The organism is Pseudomonas sp. TH08, assembly GCF_016651275.1.
Classification (GTDB): Bacteria; Pseudomonadota; Gammaproteobacteria; order Pseudomonadales; family Pseudomonadaceae; genus Aquipseudomonas.
The window spans coordinates 290,495-311,925 of the sequence record NZ_JAEKEE010000001.1; the positions used below are offsets into that span (position 1 = coordinate 290,495).

Consider the following 21,431-nt stretch of genomic DNA (forward strand, 5'->3'; position numbering starts at 1 on the left):
TGCCCCCCTTTTCTGCCCCCGATCCTTGAGGACCGCCATGTTCAGCCGTGATTTGACTATTGCCAAGTACGACGCCGACCTTTTTGCCGCCATGGAGCAAGAAGCTCAGCGCCAGGAAGAACACATTGAGCTGATCGCTTCGGAAAACTACACCAGCCCAGCGGTGATGGAAGCTCAAGGCTCGGTCCTGACCAACAAGTACGCCGAAGGTTATCCAGGCAAGCGCTACTACGGTGGTTGCGAGTACGTCGACATCGTTGAACAACTGGCTATCGACCGTGCAAAAGAACTGTTCGGCGCCGATTACGCCAACGTTCAGCCGCACGCCGGTTCGCAAGCCAACGCCGCTGTTTACCTGGCCCTGCTGCAAGGTGGCGATACCATTCTGGGCATGAGCCTGGCCCACGGCGGTCACCTGACCCACGGCGCCAGCGTTTCCTCCTCCGGCAAGCTGTACAACGCCGTGCAGTACGGCATCGACGCCAACGGCCTGATCGACTACGACGAAGTCGAGCGCCTGGCGGTTGAACACAAGCCGAAAATGATCGTGGCCGGTTTCTCTGCCTACTCGCAGATCCTCGACTTCCCGCGCTTCCGCGAAATCGCTGACAAGGTGGGCGCCTACCTGTTCGTCGACATGGCTCACGTAGCCGGTCTGGTCGCGGCTGGCGTCTACCCGAACCCGGTGCCTTTCGCTGACGTCGTGACCACCACCACGCACAAGACCCTGCGCGGTCCACGTGGCGGCCTGATCCTGGCACGCGCCAACGCCGACATCGAGAAGAAGCTGAACTCCGCAGTATTCCCGGGCGCCCAGGGTGGCCCGCTGGAGCACGTGATCGCTGCCAAGGCGATCTGCTTCAAGGAAGCACTGCAGCCTGAGTTCAAGGCTTACCAGGAACAAGTGGTGCTGAACGCCCAGGCCATGGCCGAAGTGTTCATCGAACGCGGTTTCGACGTAGTTTCGGGCGGTACCAAGAACCACCTGTTCCTGCTGTCGCTGATCAAGCAGGACATCTCCGGTAAAGACGCCGACGCCGCTCTGGGCAAAGCGTTCATCACCGTGAACAAGAACTCCGTACCTAACGACCCACGCTCGCCGTTCGTCACTTCCGGCCTGCGCTTCGGCACTCCAGCTGTGACCACGCGTGGCTTCAAGCAAGCAGAGTGCAAAGAACTGGCAGGCTGGATCTGCGACATTCTGGCTGACCTGAACAACGAAGCGGTAATCGACGCCGTTCGTGAGAAAGTCAAAGCCATCTGCAAGAAACTGCCGGTGTACGGCGCTTGATAGTTAGCAACTGAAACACAAAGCCCGGCCAATTGGCCGGGCTTTTTTTGCCCTGAACAAACCACACAAGAAAAACAATTGAACACATCAACGGCAACTTGCCGACTGTTGAAAAACACGGAAACAGCATAAAAAAACAACCAGCACGAACACTGGTAAGTTTCCTTCAGCACAAATTGCACCTAAAAAATATTATTTACCTATCATCTATGGATGGAGATACCCATGAGCACGAATATAGAAAAGTCTTTCACTGCACGTCTGCAGACCCAGTATGGCAACTTGCACGTGCCGCGCATTTCCTATGGACAAAAGACCTTCATAAAACGCTGGTACTACGAAGCCTTCACCTTCGACGCCCACGTCGATGTATCCAACACACTGTGCGTGCATCCGGAGGTGCCGGCAGACCAGCTCCGATTCCACTTCCGCTGTATTGAAGACTACTACTTCATTTATTTGCTGACGGGCAGTCACTATCACAATTACGCCTTGAGTAACGAGCACCGTGACCTGATCAGTGCCTTTACCGACAATGCCGATCAAACCTCATACAACTTGCTGGATGCCAACAACCGGATTGTCACCCTCGACCAACTCCATGGGGACACACACAACCTGAAGATTCAAACCCGCGGCGGCCGTAAACTCAGTGTTCGTGAAAACTCAAAAGTGGGTGGACTAGTGTGCACTGGCAAAGAAGGCGGGCAGGTACTCGACTTTAAACTCGACATCATCAAGCGCGGCGCTAAATAACGACCGCATACAATTTCAATAAAACCGGAAGAAGTTCTCACCGCCACTGCGCTTTAAAGTCCGCGGTGAGGACTTCGACAACAACCCTCGACAAGCATTTTCGCGACTTCATCCTGTCAACGGAGCGGCATACACATTCCGGAACTGCCAATCGCCAACAAAAATTGTCTTCACGCCTTGTCCGCTCAAGAATGGGTCTCACAGACCAACTGGTCAGACCGGTCAAACCAATTTGTCATTTTTCACTTGCGATCACCAAAAAACCGAGCGTAGACTGCGCCTGCACTGGACATACCGGTAAGACCACAATAATTAAGTTCTGAATCTGATGCGCCAAGCGCACGGCAGCCAGGACACCGACCAGGATTCCTCCCATGCTCAGATGGTGCTCGCGTTCAATCTTCCTCCAAGTGGTTCTCGGACTGGTGCTCGGCATCGTCTGCGGGCTGACCCTTCCCGAATATTCCGCCCAGCTCAAACCGCTCGGCGACGGCTTCATCAAACTGATCAAGATGCTCATCGGCCTGATCGTGTTCTGCGTGGTGGTCAGCGGCATCAGCGGCGCGGGCGACCTGAAGAAGGTCGGGCGCATCGGCCTCAAATCAGTTATCTACTTTGAGATCCTCACGACCATCGCCCTGGTGATCGGTCTGGTGTTTGCGTTCAGTACCGGCATCGGTAGCGGCGCGAATATTCATCTGGAGCAATTGTCTGCCGCCGACATGGGCGACATCGCCCAGCGTGGCCAGCACATGCACACCACCACGCAGTTCCTGATGGACCTGATCCCGACCTCGGTGATTGGCGCCTTTGCCGACAACAACATCCTGCAAGTGCTGCTGTTCTCTGTGCTGTTTGGCAGCGCGTTGAATCTGGTCGGCGAAGCTGCTTCCGGGATCTCCCGGCTGATCAACGAACTGAGCCATGTGATCTTTCGCATCATGGGCATGATCGTCCGTCTGGCGCCGATTGGCGTATTCGGCGCCATCGCCTTCACCACCAGCAAATATGGCCTCGATTCGCTGCAGCACTTGGGCAGTCTGGTCGGTTTGTTCTACCTGACGTGCACGGCCTTCGTCAGCGTAATTCTCGGTCTGGTGATGCGCGCGTCCGGTCTGCGCATGTGGCCGCTGCTCAAATACTTGCGTGAAGAACTGTTGATCGTCATGGGCACCGCCTCGTCCGACGCCGTGTTGCCACAGATCATGCGCAAACTCGAACATCTGGGCATCGGCAGCTCGACGGTTGGTCTGGTGATTCCGACCGGGTACTCGTTCAACCTCGATGGTTTCTCGATCTATCTGACCCTCGCCATCGTCTTCATCGCCAACGCCACCGGTACACCGCTGGCGATGACCGATTTGCTGACGATTCTGCTGGTATCGCTGATCACCTCGAAAGGCGCCCACGGCATTCCAGGTTCGGCGCTGGTGATCCTCGCGGCGACGCTGACCGCGATTCCAGCGATCCCGGTGGTCGGCCTGGTACTGGTGCTGGCCGTGGACTGGTTCATGGGCATCGGCCGGGCATTGACCAACCTCATCGGCAACTGCGTCGCCACCGTCGCCATCGCCCGTTGGGAAAAAGACATCGACGTACAACGCGCCAACAAAGTACTCAGCGGTCAGCAGGGCTACACCTTTCAACCGCGTAAACCAGTAACTCCTGCGCACCAGCAAGAGTTCTGATTTAACCCCTGTAGGAGTTGCCGCAGGCTGCGATCTGTTGATCTTGAGTTTGCGGTTCCCTCCCACAGGCACATGGAGCAAGACAAGTGATCAGCACATCAACCGTCGTCAACTCAGTCGTGGAAAAACTCCGCGCCGCCCTCGCCCGGGGTCAATGGCGCACCGGCGACATGTTGCCGGGCCAGCGCGAACTGGCCGAACAACTGGGCATCAGTCGCCCGAGCCTGCGTGAAGCGGTGATCGTTCTGGAAACCCTCGGCCTCGTGCGCTCGATGCCGGGCAAAGGCGTGGTGGTACTCGACGCGCAGCTCAACGACAGCCAAAGCCACGACAGTGCAGTGGCCGGCGCCAGCCTCGAAGACGTGCTGCAACTGCGTTACACCCTCGAGCCGTTTATTGTCGGCCTGGTCGCGCAGTCGATCAGCAGCAAGGAAGTCGGCCAGTTACGCCTGACCCTGATGGACATGCGCGAAGCCCTTGAGGCCGGCGACAGCGAAGCCGGGGTCAGTGCCTACATCGCCTTCCACGAAGAGCTGTTCACCCTGACCTCGAACCCGATTTTCCAGAGTGTCGTGCAGCAGACCAGCAATGCCCTCAAGCAAAGCGCCGAAGTGTTGCGCAACTCCCCGGAACACCTCGCCGAACGCCTCGAAGAAAACGAAGCCGTGGTGCGCGCGATCCGTAGCAAGAACAGCGCCCAGGCCAGTGCCGAAATGCGCCGGCACATTCTGCGCGAAGGTCAGCGCATGGGCATCGAGCTGAATATTCCGGAAGACAACTTGAATCGCTGAGCCCTTATGGAGACAGGCCATGAACAGTTTCGCTTCACCCTCGCACGCCCAGCCGAGCGCCGCGCCCCTGCCCTTCTCCCGACTGCGGGCGCCGGTGGATGATCTGTATCCGCGACTGTTCGATGCGATTCTCGAACAACGTATCGACCCGGCCAGCCGTTTTACCGAAGACAGCCTGAAGCTGATGTTCGGCGTCAGTCGCGCGGATGTTCGGCGGGCGCTGACAAAGTTGTCCCATGAGCAAATCGTGGTGCTGCGCGCCAACCATCGACCGCGCGTTGCCGCGCCGGATGCCGAGCAAACGCGACAGACCCTGCATGCCCGGCGCCTGGCCGAAAGCACGTTGGTGCGGCTGGCGTGTCAGCGGCCATCGGTTGATGGGGTGAAACGTCTGCGAGCACTGATCGAGCGCGAGCGCCAGGCAGTCGAGCAAGATCGGCGGGCAGCGGCGATTCGGTTGTCTGGGGAGTTTCATCTGCAATTGGCGCAGATGGCGGGGAATGCACCGTTGGCGCATTTTCTCGGCAGTCTGGTGCCACTGACGTCCCTGGCAATTGCGCGAAGTGAATGTCAGACGCACAGCTGTTGCGCGTGGCAGGAGCATTTGGCACTGGTTGAGGCGGTGGAGCGTGGCGATGCTTGCAGGGCTGGCATGCTGATGAATCGGCATCTGGATCATCTTGAGCAGACGTTGCTGGGTTCAGCCCATGAAGCCTGTGTTACCGGTTAGACTGCCTTCGCGAGCAGGCTCGCTCCCACAGGGAAATGCATTCCAACTGAAAGAAAGCAGTCCACTGTGGGAGCGAGCCTGCTCGCGAAGAGGCCATTACTGACTGCCGAGAATCATCAGCCTGCTACTACTCCGGCAAACCCCGCGCGAATCTTCTCTTCCGGCAAATCATCGGCAATAAACACGATCACGCTTTCCCGTGTTTCACCCTCGGCCCATTCGGTATCCCAGTCGAAACCATAGAGTTTCAGCACGCCCTGAAACACCAACCGCCGATCTTCGCCGGCAATGTTCAGCACGCCCTTGTAACGCAGCAATTGTTTGCCGTGCTCCTCCAGCAGTTCATTCATGAATTCGCTGAGCTGATCGATATCCAGCGGCTGGTCGGTGCGTAATACCAGACTGGAGATGCGATCAATCGACGGCGCCTTGCTCACCGGACGCAGGCTCAAGCCGCCGCCAAGGTCGGCATTGAGGTTGAAGCCGCGCACATCCAGCAGTTCAGCCAGATCGATGCTGCCGTGCTCGACTATGCGGATCGGCGCGCGACGGTTGATCCGCGTCAGGCGCTCACTCAGCGCAGTGAAAGCCGCTTCATCGACCAGATCGGTCTTGCTCACCAATAACCGGTCGGCAAACCCGATCTGCGCCTGAGCGATGGTCTGGGTCAGATGGACATCGGCGTGAGCGGCATCGACCAAGGTGATGATGCCGTCGAGCAGATAACGCTCACGCAGTTCTTCATCAATGAAAAAGGTCTGCGCGACGGGCGCCGGATCGGCCAGACCGGTGCACTCGATCACCAGACGATCGAAGGCGATTTCGCCACTGTCCAGGCGCTCGAGCAGCAAGTACAGGGCTTTGGTCAGATCCGTGTGGATGGTGCAGCAGACGCAGCCGTTGGCCAGGGTCATGACTTGCACCGGTTCGTCACCGAGCAACTGAGTGTCGATGCCGGCGTCACTGAATTCGTTTTCGATCACGGCGATTTTCAGGCCGTGCTCGGCTTTCAAGATATGGCGCAGCAAGGTGGTCTTGCCGGCGCCGAGGAAACCGCTGAGTACCGTGACCGGGATTGGAGAAGTCAAATCGACCCCCTTCACAAAAGGAATGAACAACACAAAAACAACTGTGGGAGCGAGCCTGCTCGCGAAAGCGGTGTGTCAGTCACCCATGCATCAACTGACACTCCGTATTCGCGAGCAGGCTCGCTCCCACAGGGGACAACTCAGGCCTCAGGCTGTCAGCTCAACAGCACTTCGGCCCACCCTTGCCACCGTAACGGGCTTCCTGACGTTCGCGAAAGAACATCTCGTAGCTCATCACCGGTTTGTCCGGGTGTTTGGTTTGCATATGCTCGACGTAGGTGTCGTAGTCGGGCATGCCGACCATCAGGCGCGCAGCCTGACCGAGGTATTTACCGAGGCGACTCAGGTCATTGAACATGGTGCAATCCTCTGGTTACGCGTCCGGCAGAGCCTGGAATGGCGATTCTTTATCCGTACGCTCTTTTTTGCCCCAGGCGGCGATGCCGACTTTGAGCGCATAGAACAGGATACTGAAGACCACGAACAGGAACAGCGCGGTGAGCGTTGCGTTGGTGTAGGCGTTGAAGATCACGTGCTGCATCTGATCGATGCTCTTGGCCGGGGCGAGGATCTGACCGTTGGCCAGTGCGTCGCTGTACTTCTTGGCCAGCGACAGGAAGCCGATCGCCGGGTTGGCGTCGAACAGCTTGATGAAGCCTGCAGTGGTGGTGCAAATCAGCAGCCAGGTAGCCGGCAGCAGGGTGACCCAGATGTAGCGTTGACGCTTCATTTTGATCAGAACCACGGTGCCGAGCATCAGCGCGATACCAGCCAGCATCTGGTTGGAGATACCGAACAGTGGCCACAGGGTGTTGATACCGCCCAGTGGATCGATCACGCCCTGATACAGCAACCAGCCCCACATCGCCACACAACCGGCGGTGGCGATGAGGTTGGCGGTCCACGACTCGGTACGCTTGAGCGCCGGCACGAAGGAGCCGAGCAGATCCTGCAGCATGAACCGCCCGGCACGGGTACCGGCGTCCACAGCGGTGAGGATGAACAGCGCTTCGAACAGGATCGCGAAGTGGTACCAGAACGCCATGGTGTTCTCACCAGGCAGGACACTGTGCAGGATCTGCGCAATACCGACCGCCAGGGTCGGCGCACCACCGGCACGGGCCAGGATGGTGGTTTCACCGATGTCATGGGCCACCGCTTGCAGCGCTTCCGGCGTGATCGCGAAGCCCCAGCTGGAGACCACTTGCGCAACCGAAGCGACATCACTGCCGACTACCGCAGCCGGGCTGTTCATGGCGAAGTACACGCCAGGCTCGATCACCGAGGCGGCAACCATCGCCATGATCGCGACAAACGATTCCATCAGCATGCCGCCGTAACCGATGTAACGGGCGTTGGTTTCGTTATCCAGCAGCTTCGGCGTGGTGCCGGAAGAAATCAGCGCATGGAAACCGGAGACCGCACCGCAAGCAATGGTGATGAACAGGAACGGGAACAGGCCGCCCTTCCAGACCGGGCCAGTACCGTCAACGAACTGGGTCAGCGCCGGCATTTTCAGCTCGGGCATGGTCACCAGAATGCCGATCGCCAGCGCGATGATGGTGCCGATCTTGAGGAACGTCGACAGGTAGTCACGTGGCGCCAGAATCAGCCAGACCGGCAACGAGGCCGCGACGAAACCGTATCCGATCAGCATCCAGGTAATCTGCACACCCGTGAAGGTGAACGCCTTGGCCCACACCGGATCAGCGGCAATCTGCCCACCGAGCCAGATCGAACCGAGCAGCAGCAACACGCCGACCACGGAGATTTCACCGATGCGGCCCGGACGGATGTAGCGCATGTAGATGCCCATGAACATCGCGATCGGGATGGTCGCCATCACGGTGAAGATGCCCCACGGGCTCTCCGCCAGTGCCTTGACCACGATCAGCGCCAGCACCGCGAGGATGATGATCATGATCAGGAAGCAGCCGAACAGTGCGATGGTGCCCGGAATGCGGCCCATTTCTTCACGCACCATGTCGCCCAGGGAGCGGCCGTTGCGACGGGTCGACATGAACAGAACCATGAAGTCCTGCACGGCGCCCGCCAGCACCACACCGGCAATCAGCCACAGCGTGCCGGGCAAATAGCCCATCTGCGCCGCCAGCACCGGGCCGACCAGAGGGCCTGCGCCAGCAATCGCTGCGAAGTGGTGACCGAAAAGAATGTGTTTGTTGGTCGGAACATAGTCCAGACCGTCGTTGTTGAGTACGGCGGGGGTGGCCCGACGCGGATCGAGTTGCATCACATTGTTGGCGATGAACAGGCTGTAGTAACGGTACGCAACCAGATAAATGGCCACGGCAGCGACCACAATCCACAAGGCGTTGATCGCCTCGCCGCGGCGCAATGCCACTACGCCAAGGGCGCACGCTCCTACGATTGCCAGCACTAGCCAGGGTAAGTGGCGTAGCAGGCTATTATTATTTTTCATTTTATTATTCCAGCCAGGGTGGACAAGAAAGACAGCCACCCCGAGTTTAGCGCTACTGGCGCCAAAGACCATACCCCGACGTTGGTCTAGACGCTTGTCTGCACTGGCACGGTTGAAGAATGCGGGTCTATAGTCAGCGAACATCCGGAGGATTGCGCCATGAGCGAGCACCCTGCCAATCGTCGCCGCTTCAAACGAATTGCGTTCGATGCCAGAACCGAATTACGCCAAGGTGAATATATCTGGCCGGTAAAGCTGATCGACCTGTCACTCAAAGGCCTGCTGATCGAACGGCCGGAGCCATGGCTGGGAAATGTCGATCAGGTTTTTTACGTCGACATTCATCTGAGCGATGACGTCGACATCGAGATGGACGTGCAACTCAAGCACGAAGATCACGGACAACTGGGCTTCGTCTGCCGACATATCAGCCTGGAATCGATCCAGCGTCTGCGCCGATTGATCGAACTGAACCTGGCGGATGAAGCCGAGCTTGAGCGCGAACTGGGCGCCCTGATCGAAATCTAGCGCCAACACAAATCAATCTGCCCTGTGGGGACTCTGTGGCGAGGGGATTTATCCCCGATGGGTCGCGTAGCGGCCCCAAAAAAGGGGCTGCTGCGCAGCCATCGGGGATAAATCCCCTCGCCACAGAATTCACCAGAAGATAGTTTTTTATTCGAAGAGTGCGTCGAGGGCCTGTTCGAGGCGGGTGACGGCGATGATCTGCAAGCCTGGAGGGGATTCCTTTGGCGCATTACCCTTCGGCACGATCGCGCGTTTGAAGCCATGCTTGGCGGCTTCCTTCAGGCGCTCCTGACCGCTTGGCACGGGGCGAACTTCTCCAGACAAACCCACCTCGCCAAACACCAGCAGATCATGCGGCAATGGCCGATTGCGCAAGCTCGACATGACGGCGGCCATCAGCGCCAGGTCAGAGGCCGTCTCCAGCACCTTCACCCCACCGACGACGTTGAGAAACACGTCCTGATCGTGAGTCGGAATGCCGCCATGGCGATGCAAAACCGCGAGCAGCATTGCCAGGCGATTCTGATCCAGACCCAACGTCACCCGGCGCGGGTTGGCCAAGTGGCTGTCATCGACCAGCGCCTGCACTTCGACCAGCATCGGCCGGGTGCCTTCCCACGTTGCCATCACCACACTGCCCGGGACTTCTTCCTGGGCACGGGTGAGAAAAATCGCCGAAGGATTGGATACTTCTTTCAAACCCTTGTCGGTCATGCCGAACACGCCCAACTCGTTGACCGCGCCGAAACGGTTTTTCACCGCGCGCAGTAGACGCAAGCGACCGTCAGACTCGCCTTCGAAATACAGCACGGTGTCGACCATGTGCTCCAGCACGCGAGGACCGGCCAGCGCGCCTTCCTTGGTCACGTGACCGACGAGGAAAATCGCCGTGCCGCTCTGCTTGGCGTAACGCACCAACAGCGCCGCACTTTCACGCACCTGAGATACGCCACCGGGCGCCGACTGCAGTTGTTCGGTGAAGATGGTCTGGATCGAGTCGATCACCATCACCTTGGGCTTTTCCTGCCGGGCAGTGGCAATGATGGTTTCGATGCAGGTTTCGGTCATCACCCGCAGTTGATCCTGCGGCAAGCCGAGACGGCGCGCGCGCATGGCCACTTGTTGCTGGGATTCTTCGCCAGTGACGTACAGCGCCGGCATGCTTTTGGCGAGGTTGCACAGGGTCTGCAACAGGATCGTCGATTTACCGATACCCGGATCACCGCCGATCAACACCACCGAACCATCGACCAGACCGCCCCCGAGCACGCGATCCAGTTCACCGGAAGCCGTGGAGAACCGTGGAATCTCCTCGATGCTGACTTCGGCCAGCGTCTTGATCTGCGCCTGTTGCCCGGCCCAACCGGTGCGACCGGTCGGCGCCGTGGCGCCGCCGCTTTCGATCATGGTTTCGGTCAGGGTGTTCCAGGCACCGCATTCACCGCACTGGCCCGCCCACTTGGGAAAGGTTGCGCCGCACTCGGTGCAGCCGTACATGCGCTTGGCCTTGGCCATCAGAACCCCCGACAAAAACCGCGATGATAACGCACGCGTCGCCGATCAGCGCGGCGCTGCCGTACGGATTTCCCCGCTGGCCAGACGCGCGGCGCTATTGCCCAGCGGATCTTCGGCATTCAGGTCGGCGCCCTTGGCTTTCAGAGCATCGAGTAATTCCAGGCGTTTGAACAACCCGGCGTACATCGCCGCCGTCTGCCCGGCACCGTTACGCTGGTCGGCGCTGCACTCGGTGGCCATCAGCCGCCGGGCAATCTGCAACTCGCCTTTGAATATCGCGCCCATCAGCGCCGTGTTGCCGCGTTGATCCTGGGCACAGGCATCGGCGCCGGCAGCGAGCAAGCGCTCCACCGCCGGCGCCTGACCGTGATAGGCCGCGAGGATCAGCGCGGTGTAACCCTTGGCGTCGCGAGTGTCGAGGGAATAACCGGACTCGATGAAGGTGTCGAGCATCGGTACGTCCCCGCGCCGTGCCGCATCGAAATAGTAGCTTTGCAACTGAAGCTGGATCGCGTCAGGGCGCTGCGCAGGTGTTGCCGCCCACGCGGTGAATGACCAGCAACCGGCTAACAGTAAAAGACAGATACGCATCAGCGATCTCCTTGAGCGAAACGGGGCCTGGCTCAGGCCCCGCGTCGTATTGGCGCTAGATCAGTCGACCAGTTTCGCCGCCAACGCCTTGACTCGGTTCAGGTCACCCTTGGCCACGTCAGTCACGCCAGCGCCGTATTCCGGATCGGCCTTATAAAGGAAAGACAGGATGATGTGTTTGCTCTCGTCATCGGTCGTTGCCAGCGAGCCGCCGAAGTTTTCGATCAGATCGCGACGCTCTGTCTTGCTGAACGAGCGATACAGATCACCGGCCTGCTTGAAGTTCTGCTCCCGAGTGATTTTCGCCTGCTGAGTATTGCCAGACAGCGCAGCCTGGCTGTAACGCGCACTTTGCGTTTCTTCACGCGGTTGCAGTCGGCTCGGCTGATAGTTCACCCCGGAGTTGCTCGCACCGAAGTTCATCGCGCCGTCCTGATTACCATTGTTCACCGCGACCTTCGGCGCATTGATCGGCAATTGCAGGGCGTTGGCACCGAGGCGATACATCTGCGTGTCCGCGTAGGAGAACACTCGACCTTGCAGTAAACGGTCTTCCGACGGCTCGATACCAGGCACGACATTGGCCGGCGCCATGGCCACTTGTTCGGTCTCCTGGAACACATTGGCCGGGTTGCGATTGAGGACCATTTGTCCAACTTTTCGCTCCGGCACACCTGGCCAGATCTTGGTTGCGTCTAATGGATCGAAATCAAACCTGGACAAATCTTGTGGATTCAGCACTTGAATGTACAAGTCCCACTTCGGGAAATTGCCCTTATTTATATTCGTCACCAAATCTTTGGTCATGTGACTGTAATCTTGACCCTGAACTTTATTGACCTCTTCAGGCGTCAGGTTTTTTATCCCTTGCAGACTCTTCCAGTGGAACTTTACGTAGTGCACCTCACCTTTGCTGTTCACCAACTTGTAAGCATGTACGCCATTACCATCCATTTCACGATAACTGGCCGGCGTTCCCGAGTTTGAATATAACTCGGTCAGTGTCCGAGTGGCCTCGGGGACATGCGAGAAGAAGTCGAAGCGGCGCGAATCATCATCGAGATTAGTTCGCGGATCGGGTTTGAAGGCGTGGACCATGTCCGGAAACTTGATCGCATCGCGAATAAAGAATGTCGGAAAGTTATTGCCGACCAGGTCCCAGTTACCGTCAGCGGTATAGAACTTGGTGGCAAATCCGCGCGGGTCACGCAGGGTTTCCGGAGAGTGATTGCCGTGCACCACCGCCGAGAAACGCACGAACACCGGCGTGGTCTGGCCGCTGGCAAAAACCTTGGCCTTGCTCAGGTCGCTGAGGTCGTTGGTCACCGTAAACGTACCGTGGGCACCGGTGCCGCGCGCATGCACCACGCGCTCGGGAATGCGCTCACGGTCGAAGCGTTGCAGTTTCTGGATCAACTGCACGTCCTGCAACAACACCGGGCCGTTGGCACCGGCAGTCTGCGAGTTCTGGTTATCACCCACCGCGGCGCCGTTGTCCCGGGTCAGGGGCGCTGCATGCACGGAGAAGGTCAGCAGGCTGGCGGTGAGTACACCGAGGGTACGGCGATGGGGAAAAGCCCCCAGTCCAGGAGTGGAATTCATATCAGGATCCTCTGTTTTTTTTGGGCGCATCCAGGTGCGCCAACCCAAGGCTAGAGGCCTGCGTCGCCGAACATAAATAGAAAGATCGTAACTCGACGATTGAAAAAATTAGCTTCCAGATCAGCTGGTTACGGCGTATTTCGCGCGCGATTAGTGGCACTTTGCAAACTAATCGTCGATTCATGTGTCGATAAAAACGGGCATTGTAAGAACGTGTTTCGCGCAGGACGCGTTTTGCTGATTTACACTGCGTACACCAACCTCATCTGTAACAAGGAATAACCTATGGGCGTGCTAAGTGAGTTCAAGGCCTTCGCGGTCAAAGGCAATGTGGTCGACATGGCCGTCGGTATCATCATCGGTGCCGCCTTCGGCAAGATTGTTTCGTCGTTTGTCGGCGACGTGATCATGCCGCCGATCGGCCTGCTGATCGGTGGGGTGGACTTCAGTGATCTGGCGGTAACCCTCAAGGCAGCGCAAGGGACTACGCCTGCAGTCGTAATGGCTTACGGCAAATTCATCCAGACCATTCTCGACTTCATCATCGTCGCGTTCGCAATCTTCATGGGCGTCAAAGCCATCAACCGCCTGAAGCGCGAAGAAGCCGTGGCCCCTACGCTGCCGCCGGTTCCGACCAAAGAAGAAGAGTTGCTGGGTGAAATCCGCGACCTGCTCAAAGCACAGAACAACCGGCCGCAATAAACCGGCAGGATTGAAAACGGCGCCTTCAAGGCGCCGTTTGTTTACCAGTAGTTTTCCACCGCCACCTGGCCCGGCCTGCGGGTCAGGCTCAGGCTCATGTGCCGCTGTTTGAGCAAGGCGCGGGTGTCATCGATCATCTGCGGATTGCCGCACAGCATGACCCGAGAATGCTCCGCCGACAGCTCCACACCGGCTGCTCGCTCCAACTTGCCGTTTTCGATCAGCGTCGTGATCCGGCCATTCAGCGCCCCCGGATGCGCTTCACGGGTCACGATCGGGATGAACTGCAACTTGTGGGCGTAGTCGGCCAGATAATCTCGCTGCGTCAACTCGCTGATCAGCTGTTGATAGGCCAGCTCTCGCGCCTCGCGCACGCTGTACACCAGGATGATCCGCTCAAACTTTTCCCACACCTCGAAATCCTGCAGGATCGACAGGAACGGTGCGACGCCGGTACCTGTGGATAACAGCCAGAGATCACGCCCGTCGACAAAACGATCAAGGGTCAGATAACCGAAGGCCTGACGCTCGACCAGCAAGGTATCCCCCACTTCGAGACGGCTCAGCTCACTGGTGAACTCTCCGTCCGGCACAACGATGGAAAAAAACTCGAGAAACTCGTCAAACGGCGATGACACCATCGAATAGGCACGCCACACCGTGCTGCCGTCGGCCTTGGTGACGCCGAGCCTGGCAAATTGACCGGCACGAAATCTGAAGCCCGCATCCCGAGTGGTACGCAAGGTGAACAGATTCGGCGTGAGGGGCTGAACATCGAGCAGGGTCTGGCGAGTGAACTTGTCTGCGCTGGCAGTCATGTTGGCGCTCCATTTTGCGGTGCCCTAGTCTCTCGCAAAGTCACTCGCTTAAATACCACTGTTTTGTAATGGTATTCAGTACATCTTGCAATTTGTAAAAGCTGTACAACCCCATGACATTTATCACTAATTAGTAAAAGATTCACGAAAGATGTCAACCCCCATATAAAACAATATGTACTTAAGAATTAGTTATTCAGTTTTCGCTCAACTCAAGTGCAAAAAAATTAAAACAGCACGTAGGAAAAGTCCTACACTCGGTGGCGTGCGGATTCGGTTGGATCCAAAAAAGCACCCCGGTCATTGCTTGGAGCATTGGTATGGAAACGTGGAAGGAGTCGCAATCGAAGCAACTGACTTTCGCCAAGGGTATAGATACGGCATATCCGATATTGCTCAGATTTGCCGAAAATCTGGGTTTTAACTTTTGTGCAATTTCAGTTACTTCGCCCCGGCAGGTCACGCAATTAAACGCCCTGCAAATCAACAACTACCCTCAAGACTGGAATCAACAATATGAAAAAGACAACTTCAATCAGATCGACCCGGTAATAGCACACTGCAATCATTCAATGATTCCCATCGTCTGGAATGAAAAGGCATTCTCAAATGCACCACAATTATGGCAAGGCTTGAAGCAACAGGGCCTGCAACATGGCTGGTCGCAATCTTTCCACCATGAGGAAAGCGGCTTGTGCTGCATTCTCAGCCTGGCGCGCAAACACTGCCCGATCAGCCCGCTTGAGCTGTATGAGCATTTTGGCTACATCTTTTACGCCGCCAGCCACCTCAGTGAATTGTTCGCCCGGACCCTGCCCAAGCAACCTGCCAAACCCCGACAGCCAAATCTTTCGCCACGAGAACTAGAGGTTCTGCAATTGTCCGCCGGCGGAAAGACGGCCTATGAGATCTCGAAGATCCTCAGCCTGAGCGAACGCACCGTGAACTACCACGTGCAAAACGTGATCGAGAAGCTCAACGTCTGCAACAAGATCTCTGCTGTCATCGCGGCCGCCAGAGCCGGGATTATCTGAGTGGTGCCCTTGTCACCACCTGAAAACCTGCGGGTATTTCGCTGAAAAAAACGTACCATTTGCGGCCTTCCTGAGTGATGGCGTGATTTCCTCACGTTGCAGTCCACTCGGTCGGTTCCGCCGCACGACGCCAGGGCAGCGGGACACCCGTCGATTACCCTGAGTCCCCGCCCCATGCCTTTGCTCGATACCCCTTTCGCCCAACTCGATCTGATCCGCCAGCCCGAACAGCAGAACGAACCGCTGCAAGCTTTCGATGCTGCCGACGAATACCTGCTCAATCATCTTGCCGCGCAACTGCCGGCGGCGAACACGCGGGTGCTGGTTCTCAATGACAGCTTCGGCGCGCTGGCGGCCAGCCTTCTCGGCAAGGTCGACGTGAGCAGCAGCGGCGATTCGTTCCTGGGTTTTCAAGGGCTGGAAAAAAATCTGCTGCGCAATGGCCAGGCTTTCGATGCGATACGCCCGATCGCCGCCAGCGAACCTTTGACCGGGCCGTATGACCGCGTGCTGATCCGCGTGCCGAAAACTCTGGCCCTGCTGGAGGAACAACTGATCCGCTTGCAAGGGCAGCTCGCCCCCGGCGCTGAAGTGATCGCCGCCGCGATGGTCAAACATCTACCGCGTGCTGCGGGGGATCTGCTGGAGCGCTATATAGGCCCGGTACAAGCGTCTCTGGCGGTGAAAAAGGCCCGTTTGCTGATCGCCACGCCGGAAGTAAAAGCCCTTGCCGTTTCGCCCTACCCATCGCGCTATCGCCTCGACGAACCGGCGATCGAACTGCTCAACCACGCCAACGTGTTCTGCCGTGAAGGCCTGGACATCGGCACGCGCGCCTTTCTTCCGCATCTACCGAAGAACCTGGGTGGCGCACGGGTCGCCGACCTCGGTTGCGGTAACGGCGTGCTCGCGATTGCCAGCGCACTGCAAAACCCCGACGCGCATTACACGCTGGTCGATGAGTCATTCATGGCGGTGCAATCGGCGGCTGAAAACTGGCGCGCAGCGTTGGGTGAACGTGAGGTGATCGTGCGCGCCGGTGACGGCCTGGCCGGGCAAGAGTCGCAATCGCTGGACGTGGTGCTGTGCAATCCGCCCTTCCATCAGCAGCAGGTGGTCGGCGATTTCCTTGCGTGGCGCATGTTCCAGCAGGCGCGTGAAGCCTTGGTGGTTGGGGGGGCCTTGTACATCGTCGGCAACCGTCATCTGGGTTATCACAGCAAACTGGCGCGACTGTTCCGCGGCGTCGAACAAGTGGCGGCGACGCCGAAATTCGTCATCCTCAAGGCTCGCAAGTAATCGCCAAGGCAAAAAAAACCCTCCGTGAGGAGGGTTACAAATCCGCACCCGAAGGCGCCGGGGCGGGATGATTCAGTGCGTCGTCAGGCCTGCCGCGTTCATGAACATGCGCATCAGGCTGGCGACGATAAACAGCGCGCCAACGCTGCCAACCCAGATCAGGGCCAACCAGCCGAGCCGCTGCCACAGCGGTTTTTTTTCGGCTTGTTCAATGTCATGCAGGGAATGTTTGCCGGTCATTGTCTCGATCCTCAGTCAGATCGATGGCGCCGCTACCGACGCCATCGCGGGCAGGCCCGCTCCCACAGGTTTAGTGATAACCGTCTTCATGGGTGACCTTGCCGCGGAACACGTAGTAGCTCCAGAAGGTGTAACCCAGGATGAACGGGATGATGAACAGCGTGCCCACCAGCATGAAGCCCTGACTTTGTGGCGGTGCGGCGGCGTCCCAGATCGAAATCGACGGCGGCACGATGTTTGGCCACAAGCTGATGCCCAGACCGCTGTAACCAAGGAAGATCAACACCAGGGTCAGCAGGAACGGCATGTAATTGGCGTTACGCGCCACGGCGCGAATCAGGCCATACATTGTCACCAGCACCAGAATCGGCACCGGCATGAACCAGAACAGGTTTGGCATGCTGAACCAGCGCGTGGCAATTTCCGGATGGGCCAGCGGTGTCCACAGACTGACGACACCGATCACCGCCAACAGCACGAAGGCCAGTGGCCGCGCCAGATTGTGCATCTGCTCTTGCAGCTTGCCTTCGGTTTTCATGATCAGCCAGGTGCAGCCGAGCAAGGCATAAGCCACCACCAGCGCGGCGCCGCAGAACAGGGTGAACGGTGTCAGCCAATCCAGTGAGCCACCGGCGAACTGTCGATTGACCACCGGCAATCCGTCGATGAACGCGCCGAGCGCCACGCCCTGAAAGAATGTCGCCGCCACCGAACCGCCGATAAACGCTTTGTCCCACAGGTGACGCTTGTCATCCTTGGCCTTGAAGCGGAACTCGAACGCCACGCCACGAAAGATCAAACCGATAAGCATGAAGATCAGCGGCAGGTACAGCGCCGACAACACCACCGAATAAGCCAGCGGGAACGCGCCAAACAACGCCGCGCCGCCCAGCACCAGCCAGGTTTCATTGCCGTCCCAGACCGGGGCGACGGTGTTCATCATCACGTCACGGTCGACTTTGCCGGGGATGAACGGGAAGAGAATCCCGATGCCCAGGTCGAAGCCGTCCATGACCACGTACATCATGATGCCGAAGATGATGATCACGGCCCAGATCAGCGGAAGATCGATACCCATGATTCAAATCTCCTTGGTCAGGCTGGGGCTGTGGTCAGCCTCGGCGCCATCGTCGTCAGCTGCAGACAATGGCCGCGCCGGCGTGCGTTTCTGGCCAGGACCACCGTCGTTGGTTTCCTTGCCTTCATCGGTTTTCGGCCCTTTGCGCACCAGGCGCATCATGTAGCCAAGCCCTGCACCGAACAGCGCGAAGTACACCACCACGAACATGATCAGGGTGATGCTCATCTGCATGAAGCTGTGGTTGGAAGAAGCATCCGCCGTGCGCATCAGCCCGTAGACCACCCATGGCTGGCGACCGATTTCAGTGGTGAACCAACCGGCGAGAATCGCGATCAGCCCGGACGGCCCCATCCACAACGCCAGATACAGAAACGGGCGCGAGGTATAGAGCGAGTCGCGCTTGCGCAGCCACAGACTCCACAGACCGGTGAAAATCATCAGGAAACCGAGGCCGACCATGACCCGGAACGACCAGAACACGATGGTCGAATTCGGCCGGTCTTCAGGCGCAAACTCCTTGAGCGCCGGCACCTGCTTATCCAGCGAGTGAGTCAGGATCAGGCTGCCGAGGTAGGGGATCTCCACGGCGAATTTGGTTTTTTCTTCTTTCATGTCCGGCCAGCCGAACAGGATCAGCGGCGTCGCTTCGTCACCCTTGTTTTCCCAATGACCTTCAATCGCAGCGATTTTTGCCGGCTGATGCTCAAGGGTGTTGAGGCCATGGAAGTCGCCAATCACGGCCTGGATCGGCGCGACGATCAACGCCATCCACATGGCCATCGACAGCATGGTACGAATCGCCGGGTTGTCCTTGCCACGCAGCAAGTGCCAGGCCGCCGAAGAGCCGACGAAAAACGCCGTGGCGACAAACGCCGCCGTTGCCATGTGCATCAGACGGTAGGGGAACGAAGGGTTGAAGATGATGGCAAACCAATCGGTTGGAATCACCTGACCGTTGACGATCTCGAAGCCTTGCGGCGTCTGCATCCAGCTGTTGGACGCGAGAATCCAGAAGGTCGAAATCAGCGTGCCGATGGCCACCATGACCGTGGCGAAGAAGTGCAGCTTGCGCCCGACCTTGTTCCAGCCAAACAGCATCACGCCAAGAAAACCCGCTTCGAGGAAGAACGCCGTGAGCACCTCATAGGTCAGCAACGGCCCGGTCACCGAGCCGGCGAAGTCCGAGAAGCGGCTCCAGTTGGTGCCGAACTGGTAGGCCATGACCAACCCCGAGACCACGCCCATGCCGAAGTTGACGGCAAAGATCTTCGACCAGAAATGATAGAGGTCACGGTAGGTGTCATTGTGGGTTTTCAGCCACAGGCCTTCGAGTACCGCAAGGTAACTCGCCAGACCGATGGTAATGGCCGGGAACAGGATGTGGAACGAGATGGTGAACGCGAATTGAATTCGGGCGAGATCGAGTGCCTCTAAACCGAACATATGGCTTCCTCTGTCAGGTAAAACCGGCTGCGGGGCTCGTGGCCCCTGCACCTACTGCCCCCACGGATATGGAGTGCGGCGAATTCTGATTCGTTCTTTTTAAAACCATCGCAACGCAGGGAGTCTGGCCGACTGGCCACCGGATCAATTCCGTCTGGGGTCTTGATCTGGATCAAGCAACGTTGAAAGAGTAGTCCCATTTGCGACGAAGAACTGCGTGGTCGTTTGCCGCGTGACAAGTTGCCTCACAGCTATGGCAACACTCTGAAATGCATTTTTCAGATGAATGAAGTCCCCTGTGGCGAGGGGATTTATCCCCGATCGGCTGCGCAGCAGTCGCAAATCCGACCACGTTATTCATCTGAAACAACTGAGTTGAATGCTATCGGGGCCGCTTCGCGCCCCATCGTGGATAAATCCCCTCACCACAAGGGAAATCTCACAGGCACGGAAAATAGATGTCTGGCTAACTAAATTTTTCGTCATAGCAACTTCCTGTTACAGACTGGTGATAACCTCGGAATTCCCTCCGCACCAGACCTGCCCTCAGATGCCCAGCCAAGAGCCCTTGCTGTTACGTCACCATCGTCCCTTCCTCGCGTTCTGGTTCGCGCGGATTTTCACCGCCAGCGGTTTTCAGATGCTCACCGTGGCGATTGGCTGGAACCTCTATCAATTGACCGGCAACGTCCTCGACCTGGGCCTGGTCGGGCTGGTCGAATTCGCTCCACGGGTGCTGTTCATGCTGCACACCGGGCATGTCGCTGATCGCTACGACCGACGCAAAGTCGCGGCGATCTGTCAGTCGTTGCAGGCGTTGATCGCCCTGTCATTGGCCATCGGCAGCGCCACTGATCACGTCACCCGCGAGATGATCTTCATCCTCGCCTTCCTGCTCGGCGCGGCGCGCTCGTTCGAGATGCCGACCACTCAAGCCTTGCTGCCGAGCATCGTGCCAACTGCGCTGTTCCCGCGGGCCGTGGCGGCGGCACAATCGGCGCAACAATCGGCAACTATCGTGGCGCCAGCCCTCGGCGGGTTGCTCTACGCATTCGGCAGCGTCTGGGTTTATGGCCCGACCGTGCTGCTCTACGTCATCGCCTGCACATTGATGCTCAACCTGCCCGCCCGACAAACGCCGTTAAACAAAGGCAAGGCCACGCTGGATTCGTTGCTGGCGGGGGTCCGCTTCATTCGCAGCCGGCCGGACATTCTCGGGGCGATTTCGCTGGATCTGTTTGCGGTGTTGCTCGGCGGCGCGACGGCATTGCTACCGGTGTTCGCCAAAGACATCCTGCTGACCGGGCCGTGGGGCTTGGGCCTGTTGCGCTCGGCGCCGGCAGTCGGCGCGCTGGGGATGTCGCTGTTCCTCGCACGATTTGCCGTGGAGAGGAATGTCGGTCGAGTGATGTTCACCGCTGTCGGCATTTTCGGCGTCGCCACCATCGCCTTCGGCCTGTCGACCTCGTTCTGGTTCTCGCTGGCGGTGCTGGTGGTGCTGGGCGCGGCAGACATGATCAGCATGGTGATCCGCGCCTCTTTCGTCCAACTGGAAACCCCGGACGAAATGCGCGGCCGGGTCAGCGCGGTGAACGGCCTGTTCATCGGCGCCTCGAACCAGTTGGGCGAATTCGAATCCGGCGTCACAGCGCACTGGTTCGGCACGGTGCCAGCAGTGGTCATGGGCGGGATCGGCACGCTGGTGGTGACGGGGACGTGGATCAAACTGTTCCCGACGCTGGCCAAACGAGACCGGATGACGGAGTTGGTGGAAGAGGCGAAGGTTTGACCCTC

General features: G+C 58.3%; 20 protein-coding genes. 10 read left to right on the forward strand and 10 right to left on the reverse strand.

Annotation, left to right across the window (positions count from 1 at the left end; genetic code table 11):
- Positions 1 to 37 precede the first annotated feature (37 nt).
- The 5 genes from glyA to JFT91_RS01420 all read left to right on the forward strand — a co-directional run bounded on the left by glyA (position 38) and on the right by JFT91_RS01420 (position 5,256).
- Positions 38 to 1,291 carry a serine hydroxymethyltransferase gene (gene glyA / locus JFT91_RS01400; protein WP_129395595.1) on the forward strand — a complete coding sequence of 418 codons (1,254 nt, stop codon included), beginning with the start codon at positions 38 to 40 and terminating at the stop codon, positions 1,289 to 1,291.
- 225 nt (positions 1,292 to 1,516) lie between these two features.
- Positions 1,517 to 2,047, forward strand: coding sequence for a hypothetical protein (locus tag JFT91_RS01405; protein ID WP_201231388.1), 531 nt, complete (start codon positions 1,517 to 1,519; stop codon positions 2,045 to 2,047).
- 374 nt (positions 2,048 to 2,421) lie between these two features.
- Positions 2,422 to 3,735: a C4-dicarboxylate transporter DctA gene (locus tag JFT91_RS01410; RefSeq protein WP_201231389.1), complete on the forward strand. Its 1,314-nt coding sequence runs from the start codon at positions 2,422 to 2,424 to the stop codon at positions 3,733 to 3,735.
- 86 nt (positions 3,736 to 3,821) lie between these two features.
- Positions 3,822 to 4,526, forward strand: coding sequence for an FCD domain-containing protein (locus tag JFT91_RS01415; RefSeq protein WP_201228572.1), 705 nt, complete (start codon positions 3,822 to 3,824; stop codon positions 4,524 to 4,526).
- Positions 4,527 to 4,545: 19 nt separating this feature from the next.
- A complete protein-coding gene (locus JFT91_RS01420) occupies positions 4,546 to 5,256 on the forward strand; it encodes a GntR family transcriptional regulator (protein ID WP_201231390.1) in 711 nt (236 codons plus the stop codon).
- Between the two features lie 116 nt (positions 5,257 to 5,372).
- On the opposite strand, the gene yjiA is transcribed toward JFT91_RS01420, so the two are convergent.
- The 3 genes from yjiA to JFT91_RS01435 form a co-directional block, all read right to left on the reverse strand.
- Complete coding sequence (yjiA, locus tag JFT91_RS01425; protein WP_201231391.1) at positions 5,373 to 6,344, reverse strand: GTPase; 972 nt, start codon at positions 6,342 to 6,344, stop codon at positions 5,373 to 5,375.
- A 160-nt stretch (positions 6,345 to 6,504) separates the two neighbouring features.
- Positions 6,505 to 6,702 (reverse strand): YbdD/YjiX family protein, encoded by a 198-nt coding sequence (locus JFT91_RS01430; RefSeq protein WP_003228401.1) that lies wholly within the window; start codon positions 6,700 to 6,702, stop codon positions 6,505 to 6,507.
- A 15-nt stretch (positions 6,703 to 6,717) separates the two neighbouring features.
- A complete protein-coding gene (locus JFT91_RS01435; RefSeq protein WP_201228576.1) occupies positions 6,718 to 8,784 on the reverse strand; it encodes a carbon starvation CstA family protein in 2,067 nt (688 codons plus the stop codon).
- Between the two features lie 159 nt (positions 8,785 to 8,943).
- On the opposite strand from JFT91_RS01435, the gene JFT91_RS01440 reads away from it, so the two are divergent.
- Positions 8,944 to 9,312 (forward strand): PilZ domain-containing protein, encoded by a 369-nt coding sequence (locus JFT91_RS01440; protein WP_201231392.1) that lies wholly within the window; start codon positions 8,944 to 8,946, stop codon positions 9,310 to 9,312.
- A gap of 147 nt (positions 9,313 to 9,459) precedes the next feature.
- On the opposite strand, the gene radA is transcribed toward JFT91_RS01440, so the two are convergent.
- From radA to katB, 3 genes are read right to left on the reverse strand one after another with little or no spacing between them, the layout of a single operon-like run.
- Positions 9,460 to 10,827 (reverse strand): DNA repair protein RadA, encoded by a 1,368-nt coding sequence (radA, locus tag JFT91_RS01445; protein WP_007909773.1) that lies wholly within the window; start codon positions 10,825 to 10,827, stop codon positions 9,460 to 9,462.
- A gap of 45 nt (positions 10,828 to 10,872) precedes the next feature.
- On the reverse strand, positions 10,873 to 11,418 hold the full coding sequence (locus JFT91_RS01450; RefSeq protein ID WP_201231393.1) for an ankyrin repeat domain-containing protein: 546 nt from the start codon (positions 11,416 to 11,418) through the stop codon (positions 10,873 to 10,875).
- 60 nt (positions 11,419 to 11,478) lie between these two features.
- Positions 11,479 to 13,020 (reverse strand): catalase KatB, encoded by a 1,542-nt coding sequence (gene katB / locus JFT91_RS01455; protein ID WP_201231394.1) that lies wholly within the window; start codon positions 13,018 to 13,020, stop codon positions 11,479 to 11,481.
- Positions 13,021 to 13,305: 285 nt separating this feature from the next.
- On the opposite strand from katB, the gene mscL reads away from it, so the two are divergent.
- A complete protein-coding gene (gene mscL, locus JFT91_RS01460; protein ID WP_201228580.1) occupies positions 13,306 to 13,722 on the forward strand; it encodes a large-conductance mechanosensitive channel protein MscL in 417 nt (138 codons plus the stop codon).
- 41 nt (positions 13,723 to 13,763) lie between these two features.
- Here the strand turns inward: mscL and JFT91_RS01465 are convergent, their stop codons facing one another.
- Positions 13,764 to 14,540 (reverse strand): ferredoxin--NADP reductase, encoded by a 777-nt coding sequence (locus JFT91_RS01465; protein ID WP_201231395.1) that lies wholly within the window; start codon positions 14,538 to 14,540, stop codon positions 13,764 to 13,766.
- A 320-nt stretch (positions 14,541 to 14,860) separates the two neighbouring features.
- Between JFT91_RS01465 and JFT91_RS01470 the strand changes: the two genes are divergently transcribed.
- Positions 14,861 to 15,574 carry an autoinducer binding domain-containing protein gene (locus tag JFT91_RS01470; protein WP_201231396.1) on the forward strand — a complete coding sequence of 238 codons (714 nt, stop codon included), beginning with the start codon at positions 14,861 to 14,863 and terminating at the stop codon, positions 15,572 to 15,574.
- A gap of 174 nt (positions 15,575 to 15,748) precedes the next feature.
- The gene (locus JFT91_RS01475) at positions 15,749 to 16,873 is read left to right on the forward strand and encodes a methyltransferase (protein ID WP_201231397.1); all 1,125 of its coding nucleotides are present in this window, start codon (positions 15,749 to 15,751) and stop codon (positions 16,871 to 16,873) included.
- A 72-nt stretch (positions 16,874 to 16,945) separates the two neighbouring features.
- On the opposite strand, the gene JFT91_RS01480 is transcribed toward JFT91_RS01475, so the two are convergent.
- The 3 genes from JFT91_RS01480 to JFT91_RS01490 all read right to left on the reverse strand — a co-directional run bounded on the left by JFT91_RS01480 (position 16,946) and on the right by JFT91_RS01490 (position 19,637).
- A complete protein-coding gene (locus JFT91_RS01480) occupies positions 16,946 to 17,113 on the reverse strand; it encodes a DUF2474 domain-containing protein (protein ID WP_008084615.1) in 168 nt (55 codons plus the stop codon).
- Positions 17,114 to 17,183: 70 nt separating this feature from the next.
- Positions 17,184 to 18,191 carry a cytochrome d ubiquinol oxidase subunit II gene (gene cydB, locus JFT91_RS01485; protein ID WP_201228584.1) on the reverse strand — a complete coding sequence of 336 codons (1,008 nt, stop codon included), beginning with the start codon at positions 18,189 to 18,191 and terminating at the stop codon, positions 17,184 to 17,186.
- 3 nt (positions 18,192 to 18,194) lie between these two features.
- A complete protein-coding gene (locus JFT91_RS01490) occupies positions 18,195 to 19,637 on the reverse strand; it encodes a cytochrome ubiquinol oxidase subunit I (RefSeq protein WP_201231398.1) in 1,443 nt (480 codons plus the stop codon).
- A gap of 550 nt (positions 19,638 to 20,187) precedes the next feature.
- On the opposite strand from JFT91_RS01490, the gene JFT91_RS01495 reads away from it, so the two are divergent.
- Positions 20,188 to 21,426, forward strand: a complete 1,239-nt coding sequence (locus JFT91_RS01495; RefSeq protein ID WP_201231399.1) for an MFS transporter — start codon at positions 20,188 to 20,190, stop codon at positions 21,424 to 21,426.
- Positions 21,427 to 21,431: the final 5 nt, after the last annotated feature.

What these genes read in the sequence shown, in the direction of transcription:
- JFT91_RS01430 (WP_003228401.1), bottom strand. Translation starts at nt 6,702, where the DNA reads ATGTTCAATGACCTGAGTCGCCTCGGTAAATACCTCGGTCAGGCTGCG.
- JFT91_RS01490 (WP_201231398.1), bottom strand. Translation starts at nt 19,637, where the DNA reads ATGTTCGGTTTAGAGGCACTCGATCTCGCCCGAATTCAATTCGCGTTC.
- radA (WP_007909773.1), bottom strand. Translation starts at nt 10,827, where the DNA reads ATGGCCAAGGCCAAGCGCATGTACGGCTGCACCGAGTGCGGCGCAACC.
- mscL (WP_201228580.1), top strand. Translation starts at nt 13,306, where the DNA reads ATGGGCGTGCTAAGTGAGTTCAAGGCCTTCGCGGTCAAAGGCAATGTG.
- JFT91_RS01410 (WP_201231389.1), top strand. Translation starts at nt 2,422, where the DNA reads ATGCTCAGATGGTGCTCGCGTTCAATCTTCCTCCAAGTGGTTCTCGGA.
- JFT91_RS01435 (WP_201228576.1), bottom strand. Translation starts at nt 8,784, where the DNA reads ATGAAAAATAATAATAGCCTGCTACGCCACTTACCCTGGCTAGTGCTG.
- glyA (WP_129395595.1), top strand. Translation starts at nt 38, where the DNA reads ATGTTCAGCCGTGATTTGACTATTGCCAAGTACGACGCCGACCTTTTT.
- JFT91_RS01495 (WP_201231399.1), top strand. Translation starts at nt 20,188, where the DNA reads ATGCCCAGCCAAGAGCCCTTGCTGTTACGTCACCATCGTCCCTTCCTC.
- JFT91_RS01470 (WP_201231396.1), top strand. Translation starts at nt 14,861, where the DNA reads ATGGAAACGTGGAAGGAGTCGCAATCGAAGCAACTGACTTTCGCCAAG.
- JFT91_RS01405 (WP_201231388.1), top strand. Translation starts at nt 1,517, where the DNA reads ATGAGCACGAATATAGAAAAGTCTTTCACTGCACGTCTGCAGACCCAG.
- JFT91_RS01440 (WP_201231392.1), top strand. Translation starts at nt 8,944, where the DNA reads ATGAGCGAGCACCCTGCCAATCGTCGCCGCTTCAAACGAATTGCGTTC.
- JFT91_RS01475 (WP_201231397.1), top strand. Translation starts at nt 15,749, where the DNA reads ATGCCTTTGCTCGATACCCCTTTCGCCCAACTCGATCTGATCCGCCAG.
- cydB (WP_201228584.1), bottom strand. Translation starts at nt 18,191, where the DNA reads ATGGGTATCGATCTTCCGCTGATCTGGGCCGTGATCATCATCTTCGGC.
- JFT91_RS01480 (WP_008084615.1), bottom strand. Translation starts at nt 17,113, where the DNA reads ATGACCGGCAAACATTCCCTGCATGACATTGAACAAGCCGAAAAAAAA.
- JFT91_RS01420 (WP_201231390.1), top strand. Translation starts at nt 4,546, where the DNA reads ATGAACAGTTTCGCTTCACCCTCGCACGCCCAGCCGAGCGCCGCGCCC.
- katB (WP_201231394.1), bottom strand. Translation starts at nt 13,020, where the DNA reads ATGAATTCCACTCCTGGACTGGGGGCTTTTCCCCATCGCCGTACCCTC.
- JFT91_RS01465 (WP_201231395.1), bottom strand. Translation starts at nt 14,540, where the DNA reads ATGACTGCCAGCGCAGACAAGTTCACTCGCCAGACCCTGCTCGATGTT.
- JFT91_RS01450 (WP_201231393.1), bottom strand. Translation starts at nt 11,418, where the DNA reads ATGCGTATCTGTCTTTTACTGTTAGCCGGTTGCTGGTCATTCACCGCG.